Genomic DNA, 23,124 nt, shown 5'->3' on the forward strand with positions numbered 1-23,124 from the left:
TTTTGAGAGGTGCTTGCCCCCCACCCCGGCCCTCCCCCGCTGTCGCAGGGGAGGGAGAACTGTCCCCTCCACCTCGTAGAGGGGGGTCAGGGAGGAGGCAAGGTCAGCGCAAACCGATCCCCGCGTCAGTTCTGCAGCAGCTTTTCAACTTCCTTATGGAGTTCGGCGTAGCCCAGCTTCTCGTAGACCGGCGCGGTGGCCTTGCGGAACGGGGTCACGTCGATCTCCTCGATCGTCATGCCCTTGTCCTTCATCTGCTTCTCGAAGTCGGCGAGCGACGCCTGGGTGGCGCGCGACGCGCTGTCGCCGGCCTTCAGTGCCTCTTCCTTCAGGATCGTCTGCTGCTCCGCCGGCAGCTTGTCGAACCAGGCGGCGCTGGTGACGATGCCGGTGATCAGGTTGATGTGGCCGGTCTTGGTGACGTGGTTGGTCACTTCGTACAGGCGGGAACCGAAGCTGGCCGGGTGCTGGGCCTCGACGCCGTCGATCACCTTCTGCTGAAGGCCGGTATAGACCTCCGACCAGCCCATCGGGGTCGGGGTGGCGCCCATGGCGCGGATCGTCTCCATCCACACCGGAGCGCCCGGCGTGCGCATGCGGATGCCGGCGAGGTCTTCCGGCCCCTTCACCGGCTTGTTGGTCAGCAGGTGCCGCTCGCCCTGCCACCAGTTGAAGGACAGCACCTGATGGCCCGACGCCTTGCGCAGCTTGTCCGACCACTGGTCGAACATCGGCGAGGTGACGACCTTGCGGATGCCGTCGTAGCCCTGGGCGAGGTACGGGCCGCCCAGAACGCCGAATTCCTTCACGAAGACCGCGAGACGCCCGCCGTCCACGACGACCGCCACGCCAGCCCCGGCGCGGGCCTGCTCCAGCACGTCCTCGTCCTTGCCGAGCTGCGAGCCGGGGAACAGGCGGACGGCCATCTTGCCGCCGGACCGCGCCTCGACGTTCTTCTTGAACTCCTCCAGCCCCTTGTAGAGCGGGTCCTGCTGGGCCAGCGCCGTGTTGACGCTGAGCGTGTAGTCGGCGGCCAGCGCGCCGCCGGCGACGGTGGCCAGCGCAAAGCCGAGGGCGGCCACGCGCCAGCTGCGGGTGATGATGCTCATGTTTCCTCCCTTTGAGGACAACGCCTCTTGCACGGAGACGATTGTTCGATACGCGACTGGTATGGTAGTATACAAGAATGGTGTTGTCCATGGGCTTGCGAACGGTGCAGGATGAATCCGCCGCACAGGATCGTCCGGGCGGGCACCGGCGGGACAGACAGAAAAAAGAAGGGATTGGGGGGAGCATGTTGAGGAGGATCGAGCCGGATTCGACGGAGCCCGTGGCGCGCCGCGTCTTCCGGGAACTGCGCCACGCCATCGTGACGATGCAGTTCCAGCCCGGCCAGCCGCTGTCCGAGCAGGAGGTCGCGGGGCAGTTGGGCGTCAGCCGCCAGCCGGTGCGCGAGGCCTTCATCAAGCTGAGCGAATCCGGGCTGGTGGTCATCCGCCCGCAGCGCGGCACCTTCGTCGTCAAGATCTCGGCCAAGCAGGTGATGGACGCCCGCTTCGTCCGCGAGGCGGTGGAGCTTGCCGTGGCCCGCAAGGCCGGCGAGGGCCTGCCGCCCCGCGCCGTCGCGGAGCTGGAGGCCAACCTGAAGGCGCAGCGGGAGGCCGCCACGAGCACCAACCCGGCGTCCTTCCTGGAACTGGACGAAGCCTTCCACCGCACCATCGCGCTGGGTGTCGATTGCGAATACGCCTGGCGGGTGGTGGAGGAGACCAAGGCCCAGATGGACCGTGTGCGCTACCTCAGCCTGCCGCAGGCGACCCCGCTGGACCGGCTGATCGCCCAACACGAGCAGATCGTCGAGGGCATCCGCGCCCGCTGTCCCGACGCCGCCGAGGCCGCCATGCGCCTGCATCTGCGCGAGATCCTGAATTCCCTTCCCGAACTGGCCCGGCGCTTCCCCGATCTGTTCGACAGCGAGTCCGCCCCCGCCGAACCGATCGCCGAATCCGCATGAATGCTTAATCCGCATGAGCGCTGGATGCGGATTGCGCGGTTCATCTTCGAAGCGCGCGGCGCGTACATTGGCTCAACACGAAAACGGGGTTCGCCCCGCCGCCCGCCAAAGCCGAATGGCCGGAAAAACAAAGGGGCACGGCCCTGTCCGGCGCCGCGCCCCTTGTTCGCCAACCCGTCGAGCGGGAACTAGAACTGGCTCTCCGCAACCTTCTTGACCAGGAAGTCGCGGAAGACCGCGATGCGCTTGGAATGGCGCAACTCCTCCGGATAGACGAAGAAGGCGTCCACCTTCGACCCGGACTGATCCGGCAGAACCCGCAAGACATCGTTCAGGCCGGTCACCAGATAGTCGGGCAGCGAGCCGATGCCCAGCCCGCTCTCGACGGCGCGGAAGATCGCGTACAGGTTGTTGACCTGAAGGACGGTCCGGTCGCGGGCCACCGCATCGGTCACCAGATCGCGCAGCCAATGGGTGTTGGCGAAGGGCGGGCGCAATTCCTGCGGATAGGTCACCAGATCGTGGGAGGCGAGATCCGCCACTGTCTGCGGCTCACCCTTGCGGTCCAGGTAGCGGCGGTGCGCGTAGAGGTGCGAGCGGAAGGTCATCAGATGCCGCTGGATCAGGTCCGGCTGGCGTGGTGGGCTGACGCGGATCGCCACGTCGGCCTCGCGCATGCCCAGATCCAGCTCCGTGTCGGTGATCAGCAGGGTGAGCTGGATGTCCGGGTAGAGCGCCAGGAACTCCCCGATGCGCGGGGTCAGCCATGTCGAGCCGAAGGCCGCCGTGGCCGTCACCTTCAGCGGTCCCTTGGCGGCGTCCTTGCTCTCGCTCAGCATCGCCTGGGTCATCGACAGCTTCGCGAAGATGTCGCGCGCCGCGTGGTTCAGCAACTCGCCCTGCTCGGTCAGAATCAGGCCGCGGGCATGCCGGTGGAACAGCGGAACGCCGAGGCTGTCCTCCAGCGCGCTGATCTGCCGGCTGACCGCCGATTGGCTGAGGTTGAGGGCCTCGCCGGCGTGGGTGAAGCTGCCGGCCTCGGCCACAGCGTGGAACACCCGCAACTTGTCCCAGTCCATCATCCCGTCCTGCTTCCCGATGCCTTTGCCTGTTGGTCTGGGTCTGTCAGCGGGAAAATTCGCCGCGCGACCCTGTTCCAATACTCTTTATGGCAAAACGCGGCCCAGGTCTTCCATCGCGAATGTCAGAGTAAGACGCCGCGGACATTAGACGTCTAATTTTTTGCCCACCTCACTCCGCCAGATGGCTCAGCGGCAGAGCCGTGCGGTAGCGCACCTGCTTCAGGGCAAAACTGGACCGAATGTTGGCAACTCCGGAAATCCGCGTCAGGTGCTCCTTCAGAAAGCGCTCGTAGCTGGCGAGGTCGGGGACCACCACGCGCAGCAGGTAATCGGCGTCGCCGGTCATCAGGTAGCATTCCATCACCTCCGGCAGCGCCATCACGGCGGCCTCGAAGGCGTCGATCCGCTCCTCCACCTGCCGCTCCAGGCTGACGCTGACGAAGACGTTCACCGGCAGATCGACCGCGGCGGGATCGACCAGGGCGACGTGGCGGGCAATGACACCCGCTTCCTCCAGCGCCTTGACCCGGCGCAGGCAGGGAGACGGGGACAGGCCGACGCGCTCGGCCAAGTCGTTGTTGGGCATCCGCCCGTCCTGCTGGAGCAGGGCCAGGATCTTCCGGTCGATCCGGTCGAGTTTGATTTTTGGCATCCTATGCCGCCTGAGCCAGTTCAGCGCAATCCGATGCTAAACCGGCGGTGTTTCCAGCGCCACTTTGCAAACTCCTGCCGCGGCACAAATGATAGGCTTCGCCGATCATCGACCGCCGTTCCGTCACGAGGGAAACAGACATGGACGCGACCCATCCGAACCACGCCGACCTCGCCTGCCTGCGCGAGCTGGAGCGCAAGGTTCTCTGGCTCGCGTCCTGGACGATCCACAACGCCAACCACGTCCGCCCCAACCAGGACGGGTTGAAGATCGGCGGGCATCAGGCGTCCTCGGCCTCGCTGGCGACGATCATGACGGCGCTCTATTTCCAGGCCTTGCGCCCGGAGGACCGGGTGGCGGTGAAGCCGCACGCCAGCCCGATCTTCCACGCCATCCAGTATCTGCTGGGCAACCAGACGCGCGGGAATCTGGAGAATTTCCGCGGCTTCAAGGGCGCCCAATCCTACCCGTCGCGGACCAAGGACGTGGACGACGTGGACTTCTCCACCGGCTCGGTCGGGCTGGGGGTGGCGCAGACGCTCTTCGCCTCGCTGGTGCAGGACTATGTGAAAGCCAAGGGCTGGGCGAAGGACCTGCCCGAGGGGCGCATGGTGTCGCTGGTCGGCGATGCCGAGATGGACGAGGGCAACATCTTCGAAGCCCTTCAGGAAGGCTGGAAGCACGGTCTGCGCAACACTTGGTGGATCGTCGACTACAACCGCCAGAGCCTGGACGCGGTGATCCGCGAAGGTCTGTGGGAGCGGCTGGAGAACATCTTCCGCGCCTTCGGCTGGGACGTGGTGATCCTGAAATACGGCGCACTGATGCAGGCGGCCTTCCAGGAGGAGGGCGGCGAGCGCCTGCGCGACTGGATCGACCGGTGCCCGAACCAGCTCTACTCCGCGCTGACCTACCAGGGCGGGGCGGCGTGGCGGAAGCGGCTGCTCGACGACCTCGGCGACCAGGGGCCGGTCACCCGCCTGATCGAGCGCCGCAACGACGAGGAACTGGCCCGGCTGATGGGCAATCTCGGCGGCCATGACCTGCCCTCGCTGCTCGACGCCTTCGCCCAGGCGCGCACGCACGACCGGCCGGTCTGCTTCATCGCCTACACCATCAAGGGTGCCGGGCTGCCGCTCGCCGGGCACAAGGACAACCATTCCGGCCTGATGACCCCGGCGCAGATGGAGGCGTTCCGCGCCGCCAACGCCGTCCGCCCGGGCCATGAGTGGGACCGCTTCGAGGGGCTGAGCCGGCCGGCGGCGGAATTGGACGCCTTCCTGAAGCGGGTGCCCTTCGCGGCCAAGGGGCGGCGGCGCCATGGTGCCGCGGCGGTCCCGGTGCCGGCGGCGCTGGCCGCTCCGACGCAGAAGGCGCTGTCCACCCAGGCGGCCTTCGGCCTCATCTTGAACGAGTTGGGGCGCGAGAAGACGGAACTGGCGGAGCGCATCGTGACGACCGCGCCGGACGTGACGGTCTCCACCAACCTCGGCGCCTGGGTGAACCGCCGCGGCCTGTTCGCCAAGAGCGCGCTGGCCGACCTGTTCAAGAAGGAGCGCATCCCCTCCACCTACACGTGGGACTTCTCGCCCGACGGCCAGCATTTCGAACTGGGCATCGCCGAATCCAACCTGTTCATCCTGCTGTCGGCGCTGGGCCTGTCGCATTCGCTGTTCGGGGAACGGCTGCTGCCCATCGGCACCGTCTACGACCCCTTCGTGATGCGGGCGGCGGACCAGATGAACTACGCCTGCTATCAGGACGCCCGGTTCCTGCTGGTGGCGACCCCGTCCGGCGTATCCCTGGCCCCGGAAGGCGGGGCGCACCAGTCCATCGCCACGCCGCTGGTCGGCATGGCCCAGGACGGGCTGGCCTGCTTCGAGCCGGCCTTCGCCGACGAGTTGGCCGTCACCATGCGCTGGGCCTTCGACTACATGCAGCGGGAGGGCGAGGGAGAGCCGGACGAGCGGACTTGGCTGCGCGACGAGACGGGCGGCTCGGTCTATCTGCGCCTGTCGTCGCGCGTGCTGGAGCAGCCGGTCCGGACGATGGACGTGGAGTTGGAGAGCGGCATTGTGCAGGGCGCCTACTGGCTGCGCCGTCCCGGCCCGAACGCCCAGGTGGTGGTCGCCTACAGCGGCGTGGTGGCGCCGGAGGCCATCGAGGCCGTGGGGATGCTCGGCGAGGACCGCCGCGACGTCGGCCTGCTGGCCGTCACCTCCGCCGACCGGTTGCACGCCGGCTGGAGCGCCGCGCAACGGGCGCGCGAACGCGGCAAGCCCCATGCGCGCTCCCACGTTGAACGGCTGCTGGAGGGTGTGCCGTCCCATTGCGCGCTGGTGACGGTGCAGGACGGGCATCCGGCGGGGCTGGGCTGGTTGGGCTCGGTCCTTGGTCACCGCACGCGGGCGCTGGGAGTGGAGCATTTCGGCCAGACCGGCACCATCGCGGACCTCTACCGCCACCACGGGATCGACGCCCAGGCCATCGTCCGCGCGGCGGAGGCGTTGTCCCCCGGCCGCCCGGTCCGTTACTTGAAGGCGATGTAGACTGGACGGGCCAGCCCATCACTCGCGCTGGCCTGCCTGACGGATCATCCACAGAAAGAAAAGGGTGCCTGCTCCGAAAAACGCCACACCACAAAGCGCCGTGATCTTGTCCCACAGGTCGTCCTTCATGGCAAAGACGGCAAAGGTGGCGAAGACGCTCAGCGCCGTCATCACAACACCGAGACCAAAGAACACCCAGAGGCTGCCTCGGTCGGATTTGTGGACAGATATGCGCGTTGCCTCCGCCCATGTCATCCGCTCATCCGAGAGTATATACTTGCGTGCCATAATATAATTCACGAAAATCTGGACGATGAGTCCTAGGAAAATTAAAATCAATACTGTGGAGACTGACGGTTTTAATGCAAGTAAAAGTAAGCTGGAGATTGAGCCAGTAACAGCTGATCGCTTGGTCAAGGCCTTTATTTTGTTCTCCTCTTGCTCGTTCGGCACAATGCGGGCGCGGCCGAACATGCCAAAGGGGAAATACAACCTTTGCCCGGTGGCGCTGGTTTTGATCGTTGCTTCAGCCATGCTGTCGAGCAAGCCCATTGCATACCCTCATTCAATCCACGAAATACAAACGATGGTAGTGCGTAATCGCCGATAGGGACAAGCCGATTCAGGGAATAAATTAGATATTACTCTACTAATAATAAACAACACGATGAAAGGGCAGCGGACTGGTTGAGCGACTCCCAGGATACGATGAGAGCCGGCCTTGCCCCTGGAAAATGCCCCTTCCAGGCACACCGTGACGCCACGCGCCCAGGATCACCACATAAGGAACGTACCCACATCGGTCACAGCGCAAGGCGAGGTCGGGATGAGCTGGTCGATCCCCATCGGCACCGTGAAGGGCACGGTGATCCGCATCCACATCACCTTCTTCCTGTTCCTTCTGTGGATCGGCGCCGCCTACCACGCACAGGGCGGCTGGCCGGCGGCGCTGGAGGGGGTGGTCTTTCTTTCGCTGCTGTTCCTCTGCGTGCTGCTGCACGAGTTCGGGCACGTCTTCGCCGCCCGGCGCTACGGTGTCCGCACGCCGGACATCACCCTGCTGCCCATCGGCGGGGTGGCCCGTCTGGAGCGGTTGCCGGAAAAGCCGTCGCAGGAACTGGTGGTGGCGCTGGCCGGGCCGGCGGTCAATCTGGTGATCGCGGCGCTGCTCTACGCCGCGCTCGGCGGCTTCGTGCCGGCGGAAGCGGCGGAGGTGCGGAACGCCGGCATTGACGTGCTGTCCCGGCTCGCCGTGGTGAACCTGTTCCTGGCGCTGTTCAACCTGATCCCGGCCTTCCCCATGGATGGCGGGCGCGTGCTGCGGGCGGTGCTGGCGAGCCGCATGGGCTATGTCCGCGGCACCCAGGTGGCGGCCTCGGTCGGACAGGCGGTGGCCATCGGGCTGGGCCTGCTCGGTCTGTTCGGCAACCCGATGCTGCTGTTCATCGCGCTGTTCGTCTATCTGGGCGCCTCGTCGGAGGCCCACGCGGTGCAGATGCGCGAGATCACCAACGGCGTGGTCGTGTCGGACGCCATGGTCACCCGCTTCGAGACGCTGCCGCCCTCCGGCGTGCTGGAGGACGCGGTGCAATGCCTGATCCGCACGACCCAGCACGAGTTTCCCGTGGTGGACGGCGCCGGCACGCTGCGCGGCGTGCTGACCCGCGACGACCTGATCCGCGCCCTGCGCGATCGCGGCCCGGACACGCCGGTGCTGGAGGTGATGCGCCCCGACATCCCCGTGATCCACCGGCACGGCAAGCTGGAGGAGGCGTTGCGCCTGATCCAGGAAAAGAGCCTGCCCGCGGTCGGCGTCGATGACGGCAACGGCCGGCTGGTCGGGCTGGTGACTCCGGAAAATGTGGGGGAGATGATGATGGTCCAGGCCGCCAAACACGCCCTGCGCCGCTGACCGCCTCCCCCTTCCGTTGCGCGGGCACTCCCTTCGGGAACAAGCGGCGGCCGGGGTCATTGTGCTAGGACAGCGGATGCCCCCACAGCGAAAGGGAGGATGACATGGCGATGCGCTCCACGCGCCGGGCGGCCCTGGCAATGGCCGGCTTCGCCGGAATGACCGCCGCCATGGCGGGGCGGAAGGCGGGGGCGGACCAGCCCGGCGTCCACCGCGTCGCCATCCAGGTCAGCAGCAACGACCCGGCGCTGATGAACATGGCGCTGAACAACGTCAAGAACATCATCGAGTATTACAAGAACATCGGCGAGACGGTGGAGGTCGAGTTGGTCACCTTCGGCCCTGGCCTGCACATGCTGCGCGCCGACCGTTCGCCCGTAAAGGACCGGCTGGCGTCGCTGAAGGGCAGCCTGCCCACCCTGACCTATTCCGCCTGCGAGAACACCCGCAACGGCATGATCCGCGTCGAACAGGGCGAGGTCCCCATGGTGCCGGAAGCCAAGCTGGTGCCCTCCGGCGTCGTCCGCCTGATGCAGCTTCAGGAAGAGGGCTGGTCCTACCTCCGACCGTAACAGACGCTCTATTCCGCCGCGATGTCTTTCAGCAGGGCCGCCGTTACCGGCCCTACCCTTCCGGCGCCAATGGCCTGCCCATCGACGCGCAGCAGGGGGCGTACGCCAAGGCTGTTGGTCAGGAAGGCTTCCCCGGCCCCCAACAAATCGGCCACGGAAAGCGGCGCCTCCCCGGCATCGCCCCGTTCCAGGATCAGCGCGCGGCGGATGCCCGGCAGCGCGCCCTCGGCGACCGGCGGGGTCAGCAGGTGCCCGTCCCGGACGATGAACAAGTTCGCCACGCTGGCCTCGGCCAGCCGGCCCGCGCCATTGAGCAGGAGCGCCTCCCCCGCGCCGCGCGTCGCCGCCTCCTGGCGGGCGAGGATGGAGTCCAGGTAATTCAGCGACTTCACGCGCGACAGCGGCGAATGCTCGTTGCGCCGGGTGGTTTGGGCGATGACCGCCTCCACCGGGCCGGCGGGCGGCGGCGCGGGCGCCAGGGTCATCAGCAGCGTCGGCACGGCGTCCGCCGGCGGCAGCACGCCGCGCGCTCCGGTGCCCCGCGTCAGCGTCACCCGCAGCACGCCCGTCGCCAAGCCGTCCCTCCGGCCCTCAGCCGCGATCAGCGCTTCGGCGGCGCCGGCCAGAGCCGTAGCGTCGTAAGGCAGCGGCAGGCCGAGCAATGCCGCACTGTCCGCCAACCGGGCGAGATGCCGGTCGAGATGCCGGGCGGTGCCGCCGGCCACCCGGATTGTCTCGAACAGCCCGTCGCCCAGCGTGAAGCCACGGTCCGCCGGGTCGATGCGCGCCTCCGCCGCCGGCAGCAGGCGCCCGTTCAGCCAGACGACGGTCATGTCCGGGCCTCCTCCAGCGCGCGGAGCTGGGCGCGGATCTTGACCATCATCTCCTCATGCTCGTCCGCCGGGTCGGAATCGGCGACGATACCGCCGCCGGCCTGGGCGATCACCGCGTCGGGCGTGATGGAGAGGGTGCGGATGACGATGCTGCTGTCCATCGCGCCATCGAAGCCGAGCCAGGCGACGGAGCCGCAATAGGCGCCGCGCCGCGCCACCTCCAGCTCGTCGATGATCTGCATGGCGCGGATCTTGGGCGCCCCGGTGATCGAGCCGCCGGGCAGCGCCGCCCGCAGCAGGTCCACCGCCCCCAGGCCGGGCCGCAGCCGCGCCGTGACCACCGAGACGAGGTGATGCACGCTGGCGAAGCTCTCCAGCCCGTAGAGCGTCGGGACCCGGACGCTGCCCACCCGCGACACCCGGCCGAGGTCGTTGCGCAGCAGGTCGGTGATCATCAGGTTCTCCGCCCGGTCCTTGACGCTGGCCACCAGCTCCGCGGCGGCGGCGGCATCCGTGGCGGGGTCGGCGTAGCGCGGGCGGGTGCCCTTGATCGGGCGCGTCTCGACCTCCCCGGCGGCGCTGAGCCGGATGAAGCGCTCCGGCGAGGCGCTGGCGATGCGCAGGCGCGGGCCGCAATCGAGATAGGCGGCGAAGGGCGCCGGGCTGATCGCGCGCAGCCGCCGGTACAGCGCATAGGCGTCCAGCCCGTCGCGCCGCTCGGCCAGGAAGCGCTGGGTGAAGTTGGCCTGATAGATGTCGCCGGCCCGGATATACTCCAGCACCCGCTCCACCCGCGCCAGATAGTCGTCGCGCTCCAGTTCGCTCCGCCAGGGAGAGGCCGAAACGGGGCCGAGGGGGGACGCTCCGCCGCCCTCCAGCCGGGCCGCCAGGGCGCGGGCGCGGCCCTCCGCCTCCGGGCGGGCGGCGATCACCCAGGCGCGGCGCTCCGCATGGTCGAAGGCGGCCACCGCGTCGTAGAAGCCGAAGGCCATCTCCGGCTGGCCACTGGGGTTGGCGTGGCGCGAGCGGATGCGCTCCAGCCGCAGCCCCGCCTCGTAGCCGATGAAGCCGACCGCGCCGCCGCGGAAGGGCGCCGGTCCCGGCCGCCCCTCGGGCCGGGCGTGGCGCGCCAGCTCCTCCGCCAGCATAGCGAAGGGGTCGCCCCCCACCGGCCGGCCGTCGAGATAGACCCGCCCGTCCAGCGACTCCAGGGTGCGGAAGGGCTCCGCCGCGATGTAGCTGTAGCGCCCATGGGCCGGGTGCGGGGCGGCGCTGTCGAGCAGCATCGACCAGGGCTGTCCGGACAGGGCGCGGAAGGCCTCCGCCGGATCGGCGCATGACAAGGGGATCGCCAGCATGGCGGCGGAGCTTCCTGTAAGACCGGCCTTCACATGAGAATGGTGGCGCCGCCGTCCACCACCAACACATGCCCATTGACGTAGGACGCGGCGGGCGAGGCCAGGAACACCGCGGCCCCGGCGATCTCCTCCGGTCGGCCCCACCGGCCGATCGGGGTGCGTCCCTCGAAATAGGCGGACAGGGCCGGGTTGCCGGTGATGCCGGCGTTGGTTTCCGTCGCGAAGAAGCCCGGCGCGACGGCGTTGCTGGTCAGGCCCTTTGCGCCGTACTCGGCGGCGAGCGCCCGCACCATGCCGGCCAGCCCGGCCTTAGCGGCGGCGTAGACCGCGTCGTTGGCGCGGGCGATCTGCCCGGAGATGGAAGTCACCGTGATCAGCCGTCCGAAGCCCTGGGGCAGCATCAGCCGCGCCGCCTCCCGCGCCAGGATCAGGCCGGCGGCCAGATCGACGTTGAGCAGGTCGCTGATTTCCTCGTCCGCGAAGTCGGTCAGCGGCTTGCGGTTGCGCTGCCCGACATTCTGGACCAGCACGTCCAGCCGCCCATGGTCCCGCGCGATCCGCGCGAAGGCGTCCCGCACCGCGTCCCGGTCGGCCACATCGAAGGCCAGCACCGAGGCCCGCCCGCCGGCCGCGGCGATGGCCTCGGCCAACGGCTCCAGCCGCGTGGCGTCGCGCCCGTTCAGCAGCACATGGGCGCCGGACCCGGCCATGGCGCGGGCGATTTCCAGACCCAGCCCGCGCCCGGATCCGGTGACCAGCGCCACCCGTCCTTCCAGCGAGAACTGCGACAGATACGGAAGATGCGGAGCGGTCATGGTCACCGATGCGGAGAGCGTGGACGGTCTTGCAGATTTATCAGATGCCCCGCCGGATGGCACCCCGTTAGGGCATCAGGCGCGGGGAAGCAGTTCCACCGTTTCCGCGATGGTCCAGCCGTCCGCCCGCACCAGCCGCCCGAGGCGCCCGTACAGCGCGGCACCAGCGGACACCCGCCCCTCGGCGGCCCAGACGTCGGCGGCGGGCGCGGTCAGCAGGCCCAGCACCTCCACCGAGAAGGCGACCCCGTTGCGCGCCAGCAGGCGCCCGAAGGGCTCCGTCCCCTCGCAGAGCTGTTCGGCGAAGGCCGCGGGAAAGCCGTCGAGCGCGATGCGGATGCTCGCCAATTCCACCGGCAGCGCGTCCGGCCCGACGGTCAGCACGATATCGCGCAGCAGCGCCGTCCCACCGGGCTCCGTCCTCTGGCGCAGCACCCGCACGCCCACCGGCTCGCCCCACCGCTCCGACAGGACGGCGGTCATGCCGCGGTCGTGGTCGAGCAGCGCCCGATAGGGCGCCGGGACCGCGGCGGCGGGCAGCCTGGACAGCGCCCGCGCCCCGACTCCCCATCCCGCCGTCAGAGCCCGCGCGTGCGCCAGGACGGAACCGGACTCGTCCACGGGGGAACAGCCGGCGGCGGAGGCGGACGAAAAGGAAGGCTTCATTCGAAATCGCGGTTCTGCGGAAGGATGCGGGCGAAAGGACTTGGCCGCTCCCGGCGGGGGAACGGCCACGGGCCGGCATTCTAGGAACAGCGCACGCCCAACCGCAATGCCGAAGGCGCACATCCCTGCGTCGTGTCCTCCGCTTGACCCCACACGGAAAAGGGTTGCCGGCCGCAGCCCTGCCCCGCGCCACCGGCCTCTTGCGCCGGCTCCGAGCTGCATTAGATCACGCTCATAAAGACGCCCGTCCTGGAGGGGAGCCGCGCCATGTCCGACCTTCTGCACGTCGCCTGCCCACACTGCGACACCCTGAACCGCATGCCCCGCAGCCGCCTGGACCAGCCCGGCGCCGGCAAATGCGGCCGCTGCGGCCAACCGCTGTTCCAGGGCAAGCCGATCGCGCTGACCGCCGCCCGCTTCACCGCCCAGGCGGAGCGCAGCGACCTGCCGCTGCTCATCGACTTCTGGGCGGAGTGGTGCGGGCCGTGCCGGATGATGGCGCCGGTCTTCGAGCAGGCCGCCGGTCGGCTGGAACCCCATGTCCGCCTCGCAAAGGTCGACACCGAGGCGGCACCCGATCTGGCCGCCCGCTTCGGCGTGCGCAGCATCCCGACCCTCGTGCTGGTCCATCACGGGCGCGAGGTGGCCCGCACCGCCGGGGCGATGCCGCTGCCCGCCCTGCTCGGCTGGGTGCGGCAGGCGATGGCGGCCGTTTGAGCGTTGTCGGGCCTGACCTTTACTCCGCTTCCAGAAGCAGCCGGGTCAGATCGGAGACGGAGGCAACCTCCAGCTTGTCCATGACGTTGTGGCGATGAACCTCCACCGTCTTCAGGCTGAGGTTGATCTCCGCGGCGATGACCTTGTTCGGCTTGCCCTGCACCACCAGATCGGCGACCTGCCGCTCCCGCGGAGTCAGGCGGGCCAGCAGGGCGCGGACCTGGGCCTTGCGCGCTTGCGCCTCCCAGGCCCCGCGGGATTTCTCCAGCGCCTCGTGCACCCGGTCGAGGAGGAGCTGGTCGTTGAAGGGCTTTTCGATGACATCCACCGCCCCGGCGCGGAAGGCCCGGGCGGCCATCGGCACGTCGCCGTGGCCGGTGATGACCACCACGGCGAGGACGGAGCCGGCGCGAGCCAGCGTGTCCTGCAACTCCAGCCCGCTCATCCCCGGCATCCGCACGTCGGTGACGAGGCAGCCGGGCCGGTCGGCGCGCATGGCGCGCAGGAACTCCTCGCCGGAGCCGAAGGACTCCACCGCCACGCCCAGCGAGCCGATCAGCCAGCCCAGCGAGTGGCGCATCGCCGGATCGTCGTCCACCACGTAAACGGTGCGGGCCGCGTCAGCCTGCATCGACCTTCTCCTCCGCTGCGGGCAGGACGAAGCGCACCACGGTGCCCCCGCCCGGATGATCGGTGGCCCAGAGATGGCCGCCGTGGCTTTCCACGATGGTCCGGCAGATCGACAGGCCGAGGCCCATGCCGCCGGGCTTGGTGGTGAAGAAGGGGTCGAACAGCCGCGCCCGCGCGTCCTCCGACAGCCCGTGCCCGCGGTCCGCCACGGCGATCTCCACCCGCCCGTCCGCGTCCAGGCCGGTGCGCACGGTGACGCCCCGGCCCTCCCCCGCCCCGCCGTCCGGCCCACCATCCATGGCGTCGAGCGCGTTCTTGACGAGGTTCAGCACGACCTGCTCGATCTGCACCCGGTCGGCAAGGACCGGCGGCAGCCCGGGGGTCAGGTCGCGGATGACCGGGATGTTGCCGCTGCGCGCCCGCCCCTCGCAGAGCTGCAACGCCGCCTCCACCGCGCCGTTGACGTCGGCCGGTTCGAGCTGGACGGCGCGCTTGCGCACGAAGTCGCGGATGCGCGCGATGATCTGCCCGGCGCGGTCGGCCTGGGCGGCGATGGCGCGGGAGGCCTCGGCGAACTCCGCGGGGCTGCCCACCCCGGCCTCCAGCCGCCGCGTGCAGCCGCGCGCGTAGTTGGCGATGGCGCCCAGCGGCTGGTTCAGCTCATGCGCGATGTTGCTGGCCATTTCACCGAGGATGGAGAGGCGGGCGACATGGTCCATCTCCTTCTGCCGCTCGCGGGCAGTGTCCTCGGCGCGGCGGCGCTCGGCCATCTCGCGGCGCAGCTCGCGGTTGGCGGCGCGCAGTTCCGCCGTGCGCACCTTGATGAGATGCTCGACCCGCAGCGAATGGACCGCCCACCACAGCAGGGCGAGCGCCGCCAGCGCCAGCCAGTGCCAATGCTCCCGCGCGAGGTCGAGCAGGGTGACGTCGCGCAGATGCTCGTAGGGGCCGATGCGCAGGCTGCGGAACAGGCCGTGGACCGGCTGGTAGTCCATCGGCACCGTCCAGCCCTCGTAACCGCCGGCCAGCGCCGCCGGATGGCCCTCCGGCATCTGGAACAGCGCGACGACCACCGCCTTCGCCAGATCCTCCGGCGTTCTAGCCAGCCGGGCGAGCGGCCAGTCGGGGTAGAGGCCGGTGGACAGGGCGCAGCCGAACTCCGGCTCCGTGCGCGGGGCGATGACCCGGAACCCCGCACGGTCGAGGTGGCCTTCCTCGGCCAGCTCTTCCAGCACGCAGGCGCGCAGCACACCGGCGTCCACCGCGCCGTCGCGGACGGCGAAGGCGACGCGGTCCACGGGGAAACCGGAAAAGTGCAGCTCCTTCAGGTCGGCGTAGGGGTCGACCCCGGCGGTCAGCAGCGCGCCCCAGGCGACCTGGAAGCCGCCGAAGGCATCGGGGTCCACCGCCATCACGGTCTTGCCCTTGAGGTCGGCGAGGCTGCGGATGTCGTCGCGCCCGGCGCGGACGATCAGCGCCGAGCCCACCGCCGCCCCCGACACGCCGGAGCGGGAGGAGTGGAGCGTGGCGATGCGGGTGACGCCGTGGCGGGCCTCCAGCTCCACATAATTGCCGGTGTTGGTCAGCACGAAATCGACGTTGCCGGCGACAACCGCCGCGTCCATGCCCGGCAGGTCGAGCGGCACCATCTCCGCCCCGCGTTCCGGAAAGCGGTCCGCCAGATAGCGGACGGTCGGTTCCCAGACGGCGTTGGCATGGTCGCCGCCACGGTAGGCCAGCACGCCGACGCGAATCGGCGGCTCCACCGCCCGGGCCGGGACCACCGCCAGAATGGTCGCGGCGAGAATCCCGGCCAGCGCGAGCGTCAGGCGAACCGGTCGGGGCGTGGGGGCCATGGCTTCCTTCGGACGGGGCACTTGAACGGGAAAAGGCGCGGGGAAGGCGGCTTCCCACGCGCCGCATACACCCGTGCCCGGCCACTTTCAATCCGTATGGCTCCTTACCCGTCCAGCGTGGCCGGCGCGTCCGGCTGCACGCGCGTCAGGCCCAGCAGTTTCAGCGCGTAGCGTTCATAGACCGGCTCGCCGATGCCCTTGCGCACCTTGCGCAGGAAGTAGCGCTCGAAGCCGACCTTGGCGAGATGGACCCAGCGCCCGTGCGACGACCAGTTGACGTTGCGCGGCGGGATCTGCGGCATGGCGACGAAGGCGACTCCGCTGTCCCCGAAATCGGCGAGGCAGAGCGCGTTCCAGGTCGCCTCCTCCGTCGGTTCCTTGCCGTCCAGGATGGCGCGGATGTTGTGGGCGGCGGCGGTCACCATGGTCTCGATCATGTAGCCGGTCTTCGGAACGCCCACCGGGACCGGCGTCTTCTCCACCGGCGGGATGGCGATGCAGACGCCGACGCCGAAGACGTTGCGGAAGGTCGGGTTGCGCTGGTGGCGGTCGGTCAGCACGAAACCGCGCGGGTTCACCAGCCCCTCCACACCGCGCAACGGGGCGATGCCGCGGAAGGCGGGGAGCATCATGGTCAGGCGGCTGCCCACCGCATGCCGCGCCTTGTCCTTGCCGTCGGCGTCGACCTCCGTGACGTGGACCGTGTCGGGCTCGAAGCGGTCGACGCGGGCGTTGGCGATCCATTGGATGTGCCGTTCGCGCAGCGCCGATTCCAGAAGCCCCTTGGTGTCGCCCACCCCGCCCAGCCCGAGATGCCCGATGTAGGGTTCCGACGTGATGAAGGTCATCGGCACCTTGTGGCGGATCTTGCGGCGGCGCAGGTCGGCGTCGGCGATCATCGCGAATTCGTAGGCCGGGCCGAAGCAGGACGCTCCCTGCACCGCCCCGACGACCAGCGGGCCGGGGTTGCGGCAGAACGCCTCCCACCGCTTGGCGGCCTCCTCCGCGTGGTCGACGTGGCAGATCGAGACGGTGTTGGCCTGCGGCCCGAAGCCCTCGATCTCGTCGAAGGCCAGTTCGGGGCCGGTGGCGACGACGAGCTGGTCGTAGCTGAGGCTGGTCCCGTCCCCGAGATCCAGCGCGTTGTCCTGGGGCCGCAGCGCGCGGCAGCCGGAATGGTTGAAGGCGATGCCCTTGCGGGCGAAGGGCTCGGCCAGAGCGACGGTGATGTCGCCGCGCTTGCGCCAGCCGACCGCCACCCAGGGGTTGGACGGCACGAACTGGAACTGGCTGCTGTTCGAGACGACGGTGATCCGGTCGCCGGGCCGCGTCCGATCCTTCAGCTCGTAGGCCATCGGTATGCCGCCGATGCCCGCCCCGAGTACGACGATGTGGGCCATATCCGTTTCCTCTCCATGAAGATCCGGGTCTGTTCGGCCGGTTCTCGCGCGCCGGTCCTGGGCCGCCCGGTTGTGTGGGTGTATTGGTCGAAAAGCCCCGCTTTGCCCAGCTCCCCGCCTTACTCGAAGGCCATGCCGGGGCGCAGCCCGATCCGCTTCAGCGCGATCGCCAGCGGGCAGAAGCCGGTGAAGGCCGCCTGGAGCAGGTTGGCCCCGACGAAGGCGGTCAGCCACAGCCAGTTCGGGCCGTGAATCTGGGACAGGGCGAGGCTCAGCAGGATCACGATCCCGGCGAAAGCCATGACGATGCGGTCGATGCTCATGAGGCGGTCTCCTTCGAGCCGGATGGACTGCCGGCTGGTCAACGCATTTTATTCGTTGACGCTAATTTAGCAATGACTAAAATATAGAATCAGGACACCCCGAGTTCCGTTCCTCCCGTTCGAAGTGGCTCGCCATGCCCCGTTCCCATCTCCCACGCTCGTCGGCCCGCAAGGCGCTGCTCGCCGTCGCCCTGCTGGCGGCCCTCTTTCCCCGGTCCGCGACGGCGGCCGAGCCCGACAGCCTGACCGTGCAGCCGCGCCCGGTGGAGGATTTGAAGGCGGTCTTCGCCACCGTGGAAAGCGTGCGCGAGACGCTGGCCCGCACCCGCATCGGCGGCACCGTCGCCGATCTGACGGTGACGGAGGGCGACAAGGTGGCCGTCGGGCAGGTCATCGCCACCGTGCGCGACCCCAAGCTGCCGCTCCAGCTCGCCGCGCTCGACGCGCGCATCCAGGCGCTGAAGGCGCAGCAGCATCAGGCGGAGCTGGAACTGGGCCGCGCCCGCCAGCTCCGCGCCAGCGGCACCGGCACGCAGCAGCGGCTGGACGACGCGCAGGCCGCGCTGGACGTCGCCCGCGCCCAGATCGCCGCCATGGAGGCCGAACGCTCCGTCATCGCCCAGCAACTGCGGGAGGGGGAGGTGCTGGCTCCCGCTGCCGGGCGCGTCCTCCAGGTCAAGGTGATCGCCGGCGCCGTGGTCATGCCGGGCGAGCCGGTCGCCAGCATCGCCACCGACACTTACATCCTGCGCCTGCACCTGCCGGAGCGGCACGCCCGCTTCCTGAAGGAGGGCGACCCGGTGCTGGTCGGCCAGCGCGGGCTGGCTCCGGTGCCCGTCGCCGATCCCGGCGCCACGGCGCTGGCGCGCGGCGTCGTCCGGCAGGTCTATCCCGAGATGGCCGGCGGTCGGGTGGTCGCCGACGCCACGGTCAGCGGCCTCGGCGACTTCTTCGTTGGCGAGCGGGTGCGGGTCTATGTCGCCACCGGCATGCGCGACGCGGTGGTGATCCCGCCGGACTGGCTGCTGCGCCGCTTCGGCACCGATTTCGTCCGGCTTGCCGACGGGACGGAGGTCCCGGTCCAGGCGGGCGGTGAGATTCCCACGGTCGGCGACCGGCCCGGCGGGCTGGAGATCCTGTCCGGCCTGAAGCCCGGCGACGTCATCGTCCGCCCGGCGGGCTCGTGACGTGAGGGGGATGCCATGAGGCTCGGCCTTTCCGGGGTGCTGACGCGGACCTTCATCCGCTCCCCCCTGACCCCGCTGCTGCTGCTCGCCTCGCTGGCGGTCGGCGCCATCGCCCTCATGTCCCTCCCGCGCGAGGAGGAGCCGCAGATCAGCGTCCCCATGGTCGACATCCTCGTCCAGGCCGACGGGCTGAAGGCCGGCGACGCGGTGGAGCTGGTCACCCGGCCGCTGGAGGAGATCGTCAAGGGCATCGACGGGGTCGAGCACACCTACAGCCAGACCATGGACGACCGCGTGGTGGTCACCGCGCGCTTCCTCGTCGGCACCCCGTCCGACGACGCCATCCTGCGCGTGCACGAGCGGGTCCGCGCCAGCATGGACCGCATCCCGCTGGGCATCCCGGAACCATTGATCGTCGGGCGCGGCATCAACGACGTCGCCATCCTGACGCTGACCCTGTCGCCCAGGGCGGAGGCCGCCGGGCGATGGACCGTCAACGCCCTGCACGGGGTGGCCGACGACCTGCTGGGCCAGCTCACCCAGATCGAGGATGTCGGGCGCAGCGTCATCGTCGGCGGCCAGCCCGACCAGATCCGGGTGGAGCCCGACCCGGAACGGCTGGCGCTCTACGGCGTCACGCTGAACCAGCTCGTGGACAAGGTGAAGAACGCCAACCGCTCCTTCATCGCCGGGTCGGTGCGCAGCGCGGGCGGCAGCCTGCCGGTGGTCGCCGGCCAGACGCTCCAGGGCACGGCGGACATCGGGCTGCTTCTGGTCACCACCCGCGACGGGCGGCCCGTCTATGTGAAGGACGTGGCCGACGTGGTGGCGGGGGCGCGACCCGACGAGAACAGCGCCTGGCATCTGGTGCCGGACGGCAAGGGCGGGCTGGTCCGCACCCCCGCCGTCACCATCGCCATCGCCAAGCGCGCCGGGGCCAACGCCGTCACCATCGCCGACCGCGTGCTGGAGCGCGTCCAGGCCATCCAGGCGGAGGGGCTGCCGAAGGATCTCACGCTGACCGTCACCCGCAACTACGGCGAGACGGCCGACGAGAAGGTCAACGAGCTGCTGTTCCATCTGGCGCTCGCCACCGTCACCATCGTCGGGCTGATCGTCCTAGCCATCGGCTGGCGCGAGGGTCTGGTGACGCTGGTGGTCATCCCGACGACGATCCTGCTGACCATGTTCGCGTCCTGGCTGATGGGCTACACCATCAACCGGGTCAGCCTGTTCGCCCTGATCTTCTCCATCGGCATCCTGGTCGACGACGCCATCGTCGTGGTGGAGAACATCGACCGCCACTGGTCGATGCGCGACGGGCGGAGCAAGGTCCAGGCCGCCGTCGAGGCGGTGGCGGAGGTCGGCAACCCGACCATCGTCGCCACGCTGACGGTCATCGCCGCGCTGCTGCCGATGATGTTCGTGTCCGGCCTGATGGGGCCCTACATGAGCCCGATCCCGGCCAACGCCTCGGCGGCCATGGTCTTCAGCTTCTTCGTTGCCATGGTGCTGACGCCCTGGCTGATGGTGGCGCTGCGTCCGGGGGAGTCTCCGGTAAGCGGGCACGGGGCCGGACACGGCGAGCAGGACGGCGGGCGGCTCGGGCGCCTCTACCGCGCCGCCGCGCGCCCGCTGGTCCGCAGCAAGCGCCGGGCCTGGATCTTCCTGCTGACGGTCGGGGTGGCGACACTCGCCTCGACGGGGCTGTTCTACACCAAGGACGTGGCGGTGAAGCTGCTGCCCTTCGACAACAAGTCGGAGCTTCAGGTGGTGCTCGACCTGCCACGCGGCGCGGCGCCGGAGGACACGGAGCGCGCCCTGCTCGCCGCAGCACAAAAAATCGCCGATCTGCCGGAACTGGCCAGCGTCCAGGCCTATGCCGGGACCGCGTCCCCCTTCAACTTCAACGGCCTGGTCCGGCATTATTACCTGCGCGACCAGCCGGAGCAGGGCGACCTTCAGGTCAACCTCGCCCCCAAGAGCGAGCGGAGCCGCAGCAGCCACGCGGTCGCGCTCGACATCCGGACGCGGCTGTCGGGCCTGCCCTTGCCCGCCGGAACCGTGCTGAAGGTGGTCGAGGTGCCGCCCGGCCCGCCCGTGCTGTCCACCCTGCTGATGGAGGTCTACGGCCCCGACGCGGAGACCCGGCGCAAGGCGGCGCTGGCGGTGGAGGACGCCTTCCGCGGCGTGGACTTCATCGTCGACATCGAGAACAGCATCCGCCCGACCGGCGACCGGCTGCGTTTCGCGCTGGACCGCGAAAGCCTGGAGTTCCACGGCGTGGAGGAGCAGGCCGTCTACGACACGCTGCACGCGCTGACCGGCGGCGTTCCCGTCGGATATTCGCACCGCGGGGCGGGGCGCACACCCATCGAGATCGCCGTGCAGATGCCGCGTTCCGGCCTGTTCCTGTCCGAGCGCCTCCTCGCCACCCCGGTTCCGGGGGCGCGCGGCACGGTGGAGCTGGGCGATCTGGTGACGATGATGCGGGAACCGGCCTCCCACACGCTGTTCCGCCACAACGGGCGCTTCGCGGAGATGGTCATGGCCGATCTGGCCGGTCGGTTCGAGGCGCCGGTCTACGGCATGCTGGCGGTGCAGGAGCGGTTGAAGGCCGTCGATTGGACCACCGCCGGGCTGGCCGCCGCGCCGGAGATCCGGATGCACGGCCAGCCGGACGACCAGAGCCGGCCGGTGCTGCTGTGGGATGGCGAGTGGGAGATCACCTACGTCACCTTCCGCGACATGGGGGCGGCCTTCGGCGTGGCGATCCTGGGCATCTATCTGCTGGTCGTCGCCCAGTTCGGCAGCTTCAAGTTGCCGCTGGTCATCCTGGTGCCGGTGCCGCTGACGCTGATCGGCATCGTGCTGGGCCACTGGCTGTTCGGCGCGGCCTTCACCGCCACCTCGATGATCGGCTTCATCGCGCTGGCCGGGATCATCGTGCGCAACTCCATCCTGCTGGTGGACTTCATCCGCCATCTGAGGGAGCGCGGGACGCCGCTGCGCGAGGCGGTGCTGGAGGCCGGGGCCATCCGCTTCAAGCCGATCCTGCTGACCGCCGTCGCCGCGATGATCGGCGCCGCCTTCATCCTGACCGACCCGATCTTCCAGGGACTGGCGATCTCGCTGCTGTTCGGGCTGTTCAGCTCGACCCTCCTGACGGTGCTGGTGATCCCGGCGATCTACATCGTCCTGCGCGGGGAAGCCACTGACCATCGTGAACCTTCCAACGTCCAGGGATTGCCATGCTCACGACCCTACTCTCCTTCCTCGGCCTCAACCGGAGCGCAAACACCATGAGCGACCAGATCAAGACCGTGGACGCGGCCACCGTCATGGGCTGGCTGAAGGACGGCTCGGCGGTGATCGTCGATGTCCGCGAGCCGCATGAGCACCGCGCCGGCCACATCCCCGGCGCCACGCTGGTGCCGCTGTCGCAGTTCGACCCGGCCCGCGTGCCGGACGCGACGGGCAAGCATCTGGTCTTCCATTGCCAGAGCGGGCGGCGCTGCGGCCCGGCGTCGGCCAGGATGGCGGCCGGCGGCTACAACGGGGGTATTTACCGGCTGAACGGCGGCATCGCCGCCTGGATGGCCGCGTCCGGCCCGATCGAGCGCTGAGAGGAGTGTTTCAGGGGCTGGGGTCCGCGTCGGCCACGCAGCGTGCGCCGACGCAGAACTGCCGGTACAGTTCCAGCAGGATCGGGCGCACCCGGTCCGACCCGATGCGGTAGTGGATCGAGGTGCCGTCCCGCCGGGTGGCGACCAGCCCCTCGTCCCGCAGCTTGGCAAGGTGCTGGGACAGGTTCGACTGCGACAAGCCAAGCCGCCGCGCGAGGTCGCCCACCGGCATCTCCCCGTCCAGAAGGCTGCACAGAATCATCAGCCGGTGGCGGCTGGCGATGGAGCGCAGGAAGGCTTCCGCCTCGGCAGCCCGCTCTTCCAAATCGGCGGGGTCGAGCGGCGGCTCGATGGATGGCATGGGCCACGTCCACCCTTTAAATGAGATATCTCTAATTTATAGACTGGCCCCCGCCGATCAAGCGGTTTGTGATCGGTCTTCCTGAACCGCGATTGAACGCCCCGTTCAGGCGAGGCTCAGACGCGCCTTGTCATGATCACTCCTGTTCGGGCGGACCTCCCGCCCCTTGCGATGGAGACAACGATCATGCGCCGTTCCACCACCCTTCCCGCTCTGGCCGCGGCCTTCGCCGCCCTTCTGCTGTCCAGTTCCGCCGACGCCGGCGAGCGGCACCGCACGGTCCAGGCCGCCTCGCCGCAGCCGGTCGCCGAGGTGCTGCGGACCGGGGGCGGCACCGTCTCCGGATCGGTTGCAGCGGTGGGCGTCAACTGGATGACCGTTCAGGACGGCAGCGCCCGGACGGACGTCATGGTGCGCGGCCTCCTGCCGGCGGGCATCGAGCCGGGCGCCCCCATCACCGTCACCGGACGTGTCCGAAAGGGCGGGCTGATGGCCAGCGAGATCATCCTCGCCGATGGCTCCCTGCACCGGCCGTCCCGCGACCAGGACGACGATTGACCACGGAAAGCGT

General features: G+C 69.3%; 22 protein-coding genes. 9 read left to right on the top strand and 13 right to left on the bottom strand.

Going from position 1 to position 23,124, the window contains the following annotated elements:
* Positions 1 to 125: 125 nt before the first annotated feature.
* Positions 126 to 1,109 (bottom strand): C4-dicarboxylate TRAP transporter substrate-binding protein, encoded by a 984-nt coding sequence (locus AC1DVI_RS15850; protein ID WP_476958771.1) that lies wholly within the window; start codon positions 1,107 to 1,109, stop codon positions 126 to 128.
* A 185-nt stretch (positions 1,110 to 1,294) separates the two neighbouring features.
* Between AC1DVI_RS15850 and AC1DVI_RS15855 the strand changes: the two genes are divergently transcribed.
* Positions 1,295 to 2,014 carry a GntR family transcriptional regulator gene (locus AC1DVI_RS15855; protein ID WP_476958772.1) on the top strand — a complete coding sequence of 240 codons (720 nt, stop codon included), beginning with the start codon at positions 1,295 to 1,297 and terminating at the stop codon, positions 2,012 to 2,014.
* Between the two features lie 188 nt (positions 2,015 to 2,202).
* Here the strand turns inward: AC1DVI_RS15855 and AC1DVI_RS15860 are convergent, their stop codons facing one another.
* Both AC1DVI_RS15860 and AC1DVI_RS15865 read right to left on the bottom strand, forming a co-directional pair.
* Complete coding sequence (locus AC1DVI_RS15860; RefSeq protein ID WP_170295761.1) at positions 2,203 to 3,093, bottom strand: LysR family transcriptional regulator; 891 nt, start codon at positions 3,091 to 3,093, stop codon at positions 2,203 to 2,205.
* A 172-nt stretch (positions 3,094 to 3,265) separates the two neighbouring features.
* Positions 3,266 to 3,748 carry an Lrp/AsnC family transcriptional regulator gene (locus AC1DVI_RS15865; RefSeq protein ID WP_476958773.1) on the bottom strand — a complete coding sequence of 161 codons (483 nt, stop codon included), beginning with the start codon at positions 3,746 to 3,748 and terminating at the stop codon, positions 3,266 to 3,268.
* 140 nt (positions 3,749 to 3,888) lie between these two features.
* On the opposite strand from AC1DVI_RS15865, the gene AC1DVI_RS15870 reads away from it, so the two are divergent.
* On the top strand, positions 3,889 to 6,297 hold the full coding sequence (locus AC1DVI_RS15870) for a transketolase (RefSeq protein ID WP_476958774.1): 2,409 nt from the start codon (positions 3,889 to 3,891) through the stop codon (positions 6,295 to 6,297).
* 18 nt (positions 6,298 to 6,315) lie between these two features.
* Here AC1DVI_RS15870 and AC1DVI_RS15875 read toward each other — a convergent pair whose 3' ends face one another.
* Positions 6,316 to 6,849 (bottom strand): hypothetical protein, encoded by a 534-nt coding sequence (locus tag AC1DVI_RS15875; RefSeq protein WP_476958775.1) that lies wholly within the window; start codon positions 6,847 to 6,849, stop codon positions 6,316 to 6,318.
* Positions 6,850 to 7,123: 274 nt separating this feature from the next.
* On the opposite strand from AC1DVI_RS15875, the gene AC1DVI_RS15880 reads away from it, so the two are divergent.
* Both AC1DVI_RS15880 and AC1DVI_RS15885 read left to right on the top strand, forming a co-directional pair.
* Positions 7,124 to 8,209, top strand: coding sequence for a site-2 protease family protein (locus tag AC1DVI_RS15880; RefSeq protein ID WP_476958776.1), 1,086 nt, complete (start codon positions 7,124 to 7,126; stop codon positions 8,207 to 8,209).
* A 104-nt stretch (positions 8,210 to 8,313) separates the two neighbouring features.
* Positions 8,314 to 8,781 (top strand): DsrE family protein, encoded by a 468-nt coding sequence (locus tag AC1DVI_RS15885; protein ID WP_476958777.1) that lies wholly within the window; start codon positions 8,314 to 8,316, stop codon positions 8,779 to 8,781.
* 8 nt (positions 8,782 to 8,789) lie between these two features.
* Here the strand turns inward: AC1DVI_RS15885 and AC1DVI_RS15890 are convergent, their stop codons facing one another.
* The 4 genes from AC1DVI_RS15890 to AC1DVI_RS15905 all read right to left on the bottom strand — a co-directional run bounded on the left by AC1DVI_RS15890 (position 8,790) and on the right by AC1DVI_RS15905 (position 12,453).
* On the bottom strand, positions 8,790 to 9,614 hold the full coding sequence (locus tag AC1DVI_RS15890; RefSeq protein ID WP_476958778.1) for an aminotransferase class IV: 825 nt from the start codon (positions 9,612 to 9,614) through the stop codon (positions 8,790 to 8,792).
* The gene (gene pabB, locus AC1DVI_RS15895) at positions 9,611 to 10,972 is read right to left on the bottom strand and encodes an aminodeoxychorismate synthase component I (protein WP_476958779.1); all 1,362 of its coding nucleotides are present in this window, start codon (positions 10,970 to 10,972) and stop codon (positions 9,611 to 9,613) included. The genes AC1DVI_RS15890 and pabB overlap by 4 nt, the downstream gene beginning before the upstream one ends.
* 29 nt (positions 10,973 to 11,001) lie before the next feature.
* Positions 11,002 to 11,787: an SDR family oxidoreductase gene (locus tag AC1DVI_RS15900; RefSeq protein WP_476958780.1), complete on the bottom strand. Its 786-nt coding sequence runs from the start codon at positions 11,785 to 11,787 to the stop codon at positions 11,002 to 11,004.
* A gap of 75 nt (positions 11,788 to 11,862) precedes the next feature.
* A complete protein-coding gene (locus tag AC1DVI_RS15905) occupies positions 11,863 to 12,453 on the bottom strand; it encodes a hypothetical protein (protein WP_476958781.1) in 591 nt (196 codons plus the stop codon).
* A 267-nt stretch (positions 12,454 to 12,720) separates the two neighbouring features.
* Between AC1DVI_RS15905 and trxC the strand changes: the two genes are divergently transcribed.
* A complete protein-coding gene (gene trxC / locus AC1DVI_RS15910; RefSeq protein WP_476958782.1) occupies positions 12,721 to 13,170 on the top strand; it encodes a thioredoxin TrxC in 450 nt (149 codons plus the stop codon).
* Between the two features lie 19 nt (positions 13,171 to 13,189).
* Here the strand turns inward: trxC and AC1DVI_RS15915 are convergent, their stop codons facing one another.
* The 4 genes from AC1DVI_RS15915 to AC1DVI_RS15930 all read right to left on the bottom strand — a co-directional run bounded on the left by AC1DVI_RS15915 (position 13,190) and on the right by AC1DVI_RS15930 (position 17,379).
* A complete protein-coding gene (locus AC1DVI_RS15915; RefSeq protein ID WP_476958783.1) occupies positions 13,190 to 13,801 on the bottom strand; it encodes a response regulator transcription factor in 612 nt (203 codons plus the stop codon).
* Positions 13,791 to 15,656, bottom strand: a complete 1,866-nt coding sequence (locus AC1DVI_RS15920) for a sensor histidine kinase (protein WP_476958784.1) — start codon at positions 15,654 to 15,656, stop codon at positions 13,791 to 13,793. Before AC1DVI_RS15920 ends, AC1DVI_RS15915 begins: the two co-directional genes overlap by 11 nt.
* 104 nt (positions 15,657 to 15,760) lie before the next feature.
* Positions 15,761 to 17,056, bottom strand: a complete 1,296-nt coding sequence (locus AC1DVI_RS15925) for an NAD(P)/FAD-dependent oxidoreductase (protein WP_476958785.1) — start codon at positions 17,054 to 17,056, stop codon at positions 15,761 to 15,763.
* 119 nt (positions 17,057 to 17,175) lie between these two features.
* Entirely contained in the window at positions 17,176 to 17,379 is a 204-nt protein-coding gene (locus AC1DVI_RS15930; protein WP_476958786.1) for a YgaP family membrane protein, read from the bottom strand.
* A 134-nt stretch (positions 17,380 to 17,513) separates the two neighbouring features.
* On the opposite strand from AC1DVI_RS15930, the gene AC1DVI_RS15935 reads away from it, so the two are divergent.
* From AC1DVI_RS15935 to AC1DVI_RS15945, 3 genes are read left to right on the top strand one after another with little or no spacing between them, the layout of a single operon-like run.
* Positions 17,514 to 18,566, top strand: coding sequence for an efflux RND transporter periplasmic adaptor subunit (locus AC1DVI_RS15935; RefSeq protein ID WP_476958787.1), 1,053 nt, complete (start codon positions 17,514 to 17,516; stop codon positions 18,564 to 18,566).
* A 15-nt stretch (positions 18,567 to 18,581) separates the two neighbouring features.
* On the top strand, positions 18,582 to 21,872 hold the full coding sequence (locus AC1DVI_RS15940; RefSeq protein ID WP_476958788.1) for an efflux RND transporter permease subunit: 3,291 nt from the start codon (positions 18,582 to 18,584) through the stop codon (positions 21,870 to 21,872).
* The gene (locus AC1DVI_RS15945) at positions 21,869 to 22,192 is read left to right on the top strand and encodes a rhodanese-like domain-containing protein (protein WP_476958789.1); all 324 of its coding nucleotides are present in this window, start codon (positions 21,869 to 21,871) and stop codon (positions 22,190 to 22,192) included. The genes AC1DVI_RS15940 and AC1DVI_RS15945 overlap by 4 nt, the downstream gene beginning before the upstream one ends.
* Before the next feature lie 10 nt (positions 22,193 to 22,202).
* On the opposite strand, the gene AC1DVI_RS15950 is transcribed toward AC1DVI_RS15945, so the two are convergent.
* Positions 22,203 to 22,553, bottom strand: a complete 351-nt coding sequence (locus tag AC1DVI_RS15950) for an ArsR/SmtB family transcription factor (RefSeq protein ID WP_149163914.1) — start codon at positions 22,551 to 22,553, stop codon at positions 22,203 to 22,205.
* A 186-nt stretch (positions 22,554 to 22,739) separates the two neighbouring features.
* Here AC1DVI_RS15950 and AC1DVI_RS15955 point away from each other — a divergent pair, with 186 nt between their 5' ends.
* On the top strand, positions 22,740 to 23,111 hold the full coding sequence (locus tag AC1DVI_RS15955) for a cytochrome c maturation protein CcmE (RefSeq protein WP_476958790.1): 372 nt from the start codon (positions 22,740 to 22,742) through the stop codon (positions 23,109 to 23,111).
* The last annotated feature ends 13 nt before the right edge of the window (positions 23,112 to 23,124 follow it).

The organism is Azospirillum sp. P4_B5, assembly GCF_056402275.1.

What these genes read in the sequence shown, in the direction of transcription:
- AC1DVI_RS15850 (WP_476958771.1), bottom strand. Translation starts at nt 1,109, where the DNA reads ATGAGCATCATCACCCGCAGCTGGCGCGTGGCCGCCCTCGGCTTTGCG.
- AC1DVI_RS15855 (WP_476958772.1), top strand. Translation starts at nt 1,295, where the DNA reads ATGTTGAGGAGGATCGAGCCGGATTCGACGGAGCCCGTGGCGCGCCGC.
- AC1DVI_RS15860 (WP_170295761.1), bottom strand. Translation starts at nt 3,093, where the DNA reads ATGGACTGGGACAAGTTGCGGGTGTTCCACGCTGTGGCCGAGGCCGGC.
- AC1DVI_RS15865 (WP_476958773.1), bottom strand. Translation starts at nt 3,748, where the DNA reads ATGCCAAAAATCAAACTCGACCGGATCGACCGGAAGATCCTGGCCCTG.
- AC1DVI_RS15870 (WP_476958774.1), top strand. Translation starts at nt 3,889, where the DNA reads ATGGACGCGACCCATCCGAACCACGCCGACCTCGCCTGCCTGCGCGAG.
- AC1DVI_RS15875 (WP_476958775.1), bottom strand. Translation starts at nt 6,849, where the DNA reads ATGGGCTTGCTCGACAGCATGGCTGAAGCAACGATCAAAACCAGCGCC.
- AC1DVI_RS15880 (WP_476958776.1), top strand. Translation starts at nt 7,124, where the DNA reads ATGAGCTGGTCGATCCCCATCGGCACCGTGAAGGGCACGGTGATCCGC.
- AC1DVI_RS15885 (WP_476958777.1), top strand. Translation starts at nt 8,314, where the DNA reads ATGGCGATGCGCTCCACGCGCCGGGCGGCCCTGGCAATGGCCGGCTTC.
- AC1DVI_RS15890 (WP_476958778.1), bottom strand. Translation starts at nt 9,614, where the DNA reads ATGACCGTCGTCTGGCTGAACGGGCGCCTGCTGCCGGCGGCGGAGGCG.
- pabB (WP_476958779.1), bottom strand. Translation starts at nt 10,972, where the DNA reads ATGCTGGCGATCCCCTTGTCATGCGCCGATCCGGCGGAGGCCTTCCGC.
- AC1DVI_RS15900 (WP_476958780.1), bottom strand. Translation starts at nt 11,787, where the DNA reads ATGACCGCTCCGCATCTTCCGTATCTGTCGCAGTTCTCGCTGGAAGGA.
- AC1DVI_RS15905 (WP_476958781.1), bottom strand. Translation starts at nt 12,453, where the DNA reads ATGAAGCCTTCCTTTTCGTCCGCCTCCGCCGCCGGCTGTTCCCCCGTG.
- trxC (WP_476958782.1), top strand. Translation starts at nt 12,721, where the DNA reads ATGTCCGACCTTCTGCACGTCGCCTGCCCACACTGCGACACCCTGAAC.
- AC1DVI_RS15915 (WP_476958783.1), bottom strand. Translation starts at nt 13,801, where the DNA reads ATGCAGGCTGACGCGGCCCGCACCGTTTACGTGGTGGACGACGATCCG.
- AC1DVI_RS15920 (WP_476958784.1), bottom strand. Translation starts at nt 15,656, where the DNA reads ATGGCCCCCACGCCCCGACCGGTTCGCCTGACGCTCGCGCTGGCCGGG.
- AC1DVI_RS15925 (WP_476958785.1), bottom strand. Translation starts at nt 17,056, where the DNA reads ATGGCCCACATCGTCGTACTCGGGGCGGGCATCGGCGGCATACCGATG.
- AC1DVI_RS15930 (WP_476958786.1), bottom strand. Translation starts at nt 17,379, where the DNA reads ATGAGCATCGACCGCATCGTCATGGCTTTCGCCGGGATCGTGATCCTG.
- AC1DVI_RS15935 (WP_476958787.1), top strand. Translation starts at nt 17,514, where the DNA reads ATGCCCCGTTCCCATCTCCCACGCTCGTCGGCCCGCAAGGCGCTGCTC.
- AC1DVI_RS15940 (WP_476958788.1), top strand. Translation starts at nt 18,582, where the DNA reads ATGAGGCTCGGCCTTTCCGGGGTGCTGACGCGGACCTTCATCCGCTCC.
- AC1DVI_RS15945 (WP_476958789.1), top strand. Translation starts at nt 21,869, where the DNA reads ATGAGCGACCAGATCAAGACCGTGGACGCGGCCACCGTCATGGGCTGG.
- AC1DVI_RS15950 (WP_149163914.1), bottom strand. Translation starts at nt 22,553, where the DNA reads ATGCCATCCATCGAGCCGCCGCTCGACCCCGCCGATTTGGAAGAGCGG.
- AC1DVI_RS15955 (WP_476958790.1), top strand. Translation starts at nt 22,740, where the DNA reads ATGCGCCGTTCCACCACCCTTCCCGCTCTGGCCGCGGCCTTCGCCGCC.